This is a genomic window from Ascidiimonas meishanensis (assembly GCF_037782385.1).
Taxonomy (GTDB): Bacteria; Bacteroidota; Bacteroidia; order Flavobacteriales; family Flavobacteriaceae; genus Ascidiimonas; species Ascidiimonas meishanensis.
Map to the genome: position 1 here is coordinate 2,501 of NZ_JBBEXD010000022.1, position 2,996 is coordinate 5,496.

General features: G+C 44.9%; 2 tRNA genes and 2 rRNA genes (1 of these 4 cut by a window edge). All 4 read right to left on the reverse strand.

The features are described 5' to 3' along the window. Positions 1 to 627: ribosomal RNA gene (locus WBG07_RS19185) — 23S ribosomal RNA — on the reverse strand (it extends 2,203 nt beyond the left edge of the window). A gap of 242 nt (positions 628 to 869) precedes the next feature. Next, positions 870 to 943: transfer RNA gene (locus WBG07_RS19190), tRNA-Ala, on the reverse strand. A gap of 153 nt (positions 944 to 1,096) precedes the next feature. Continuing rightward, positions 1,097 to 1,170: transfer RNA gene (locus WBG07_RS19195), tRNA-Ile, on the reverse strand. A 79-nt stretch (positions 1,171 to 1,249) separates the two neighbouring features. After that, positions 1,250 to 2,767: ribosomal RNA gene (locus WBG07_RS19200) — 16S ribosomal RNA — on the reverse strand. The 16S and 23S rRNA genes sit together here with 2 tRNA genes alongside, the layout of an rRNA operon. Positions 2,768 to 2,996: the final 229 nt, after the last annotated feature.

Below are 2,996 nucleotides of genomic sequence, written 5' to 3' on the forward strand. Positions count from 1 at the left end.
AACCTTGCTGGTAACGGTAACTCGTAGGCTCATTATGCAAAAGGCACGCCGTCACTAATAAATTAGCTCCGACCGCTTGTAAGCGTATGGTTTCAGGATCTATTTCACTCCGTTATTCACGGTACTTTTCACCTTTCCCTCACGGTACTGGTTCACTATCGGTCTCTCAGGAGTATTTAGCCTTAGCGGATGGTCCCGCCAAATTCATACAGGGTTTCACGTGCCCCGCACTACTCAGGATACTGCTAGTTATTATACGCTTTACCTATACAGGGCTATCACCTATATTGCTCTGCTTTCCAACAGATTCTAGTTCATTGTACATAACACAGCGCAGTCCTACTACCCCAGCATTGCCGTAACAATACTGGTTTGGGCTAATCCGCGTTCGCTCGCCACTACTTACGGAATCACTATTGTTTTCTTCTCCTCCGGGTACTTAGATGTTTCAGTTCTCCGGGTTTGCTCCCTTGCGGGTGACATGCCTTCAACATGCCGGGTTGCCCCATTCGGATATTTGCGGATCAACACTTGTGTGCAGCTCCCCGCAACTTTTCGCAGCTTATCACGTCCTTCATCGCCTCTGAGAGCCTAGGCATCCCCCATACGCCCTTATTTAGCTTATTGTACTTTTGTCTCTTTGATTCTTAATTGTATTGTATTACTTTACTAGTTGCTAGAATGAAATAAATCCCGAAAGATCCATTCCAAAAAAACAACAAGCTTACGTTTTACTCGTATTTTCTTTATCTCAATATGTCAATGAACGTTCTTTTTGTAGTAAAATCAAAATAAATTCAATTCAAACTCCAAAAAGTAACTATACTGTAAATAATCATACCATATGAATAGCTACAAATAGTCTATTGTGGAGAATATCGGAGTCGAACCGATGACCTCCTGCGTGCAAGGCAGGCGCTCTAGCCAGCTGAGCTAATCCCCCGTGGTAGTAAGCTGATTAACCAGTAAACAGTTAACAGTAAACATTACGGCTACTCAACCTCTAAAATTTCCAATATAAATAAGCAATGAACGATTGTCTCTATTTAAGTAAAAAAAAGCATCTTAAAATACCCTCTTAACTCCCCTAGACTTGTAGTCTCGGGCAGGCTCGAACTGCCGACCTCTACATTATCAGTGTAGCGCTCTAACCAGCTGAGCTACGAGACTTCTTTGTTATATTTATTGACAGCGATAAGCAAAAGTATAATGAACGGTAAGCATCATACCATTCAATTATTCTCTCTAGAAAGGAGGTGTTCCAGCCGCACCTTCCGGTACGGCTACCTTGTTACGACTTAGCCCCAGTTACCAGTTTTACCCTAGGCAGCTCCTTACGGTCACCGACTTCAGGTACCCCCAGCTTCCATGGCTTGACGGGCGGTGTGTACAAGGCCCGGGAACGTATTCACCGGATCATGGCTGATATCCGATTACTAGCGATTCCAGCTTCACGGAGTCGAGTTGCAGACTCCGATCCGAACTGTGACCGGCTTTATAGATTCGCGCGTGGTCGCCCACTGGCTGCTCTCTGTACCGGCCATTGTAGCACGTGTGTAGCCCAAGACGTAAGGGCCGTGATGATTTGACGTCATCCCCACCTTCCTCACGGTTTGCACCGGCAGTCTTGTTAGAGTCCCCGACTTAACTCGCTGGTAACTAACAACAGGGGTTGCGCTCGTTATAGGACTTAACCTGACACCTCACGGCACGAGCTGACGACAACCATGCAGCACCTTGTAAATTGTCCGAAGAAAAAGGTATCTCTACCCCTGTCAATCTACATTTAAGCCTTGGTAAGGTTCCTCGCGTATCATCGAATTAAACCACATGCTCCACCGCTTGTGCGGGCCCCCGTCAATTCCTTTGAGTTTCATTCTTGCGAACGTACTCCCCAGGTGGGTCACTTATCACTTTCGCTTAGCCACTCAGAACAAGTTCCAAACAGCTAGTGACCATCGTTTACGGCGTGGACTACCAGGGTATCTAATCCTGTTCGCTCCCCACGCTTTCGTCCATCAGCGTCAATATACTATTAGTAATCTGCCTTCGCAATTGGTATTCTGTGTAATATCTATGCATTTCACCGCTACACTACACATTCTAACTACTTCATAGTAATTCAAGACTAACAGTATCAATGGCAATTCTACCGTTGAGCGGCAGACTTTCACCACTGACTTATTAATCCGCCTACGGACCCTTTAAACCCAATGATTCCGGATAACGCTTGGATCCTCCGTATTACCGCGGCTGCTGGCACGGAGTTAGCCGATCCTTATTCATACAGTACCGTCATCAAAGTACACGTACTCCTTATTCTTCCTGTATAAAAGCAGTTTACAACCCATAGGGCAGTCTTCCTGCACGCGGCATGGCTGGATCAGGCTTGCGCCCATTGTCCAATATTCCTCACTGCTGCCTCCCGTAGGAGTCTGGTCCGTGTCTCAGTACCAGTGTGGGGGATCTCCCTCTCAGGACCCCTACTTATCGTTGCCTTGGTACGCCGTTACCGTACCAACTAGCTAATAAGACGCATGCTCATCTTTCACCACCGTAGTTTTAATTAAAATATCAGGAGATATCTCAATACCATGGAGCATTAATCCAAATTTCTCTGGGCTATTCTCCTGTGAAAGGTAGATTGCATACGCGTTACGCACCCGTGCGCCGGTCTCTATGATGCAAGCACCATATACCCCTCGACTTGCATGTGTTAGGCCTGCCGCTAGCGTTCATCCTGAGCCAGGATCAAACTCTTCATAGTTTGTCTGTATATATTATTCAAAAATAAATCAAACAATAAAACACTCCTCGCTCATTATAAATTTGCTTAAAATTTTATGCTAAAATATACCTAAGTATACCTTAGCGTGCTGTCAACAATATGTCAATGAACTTTAGTCAATCTCTTTTTATCTTACCTTACTCCCGTAAAGCGGGTGCAAATATAAAACTATTAAATTACTAATTCCAAACCTTTTCTGAAAAATAAT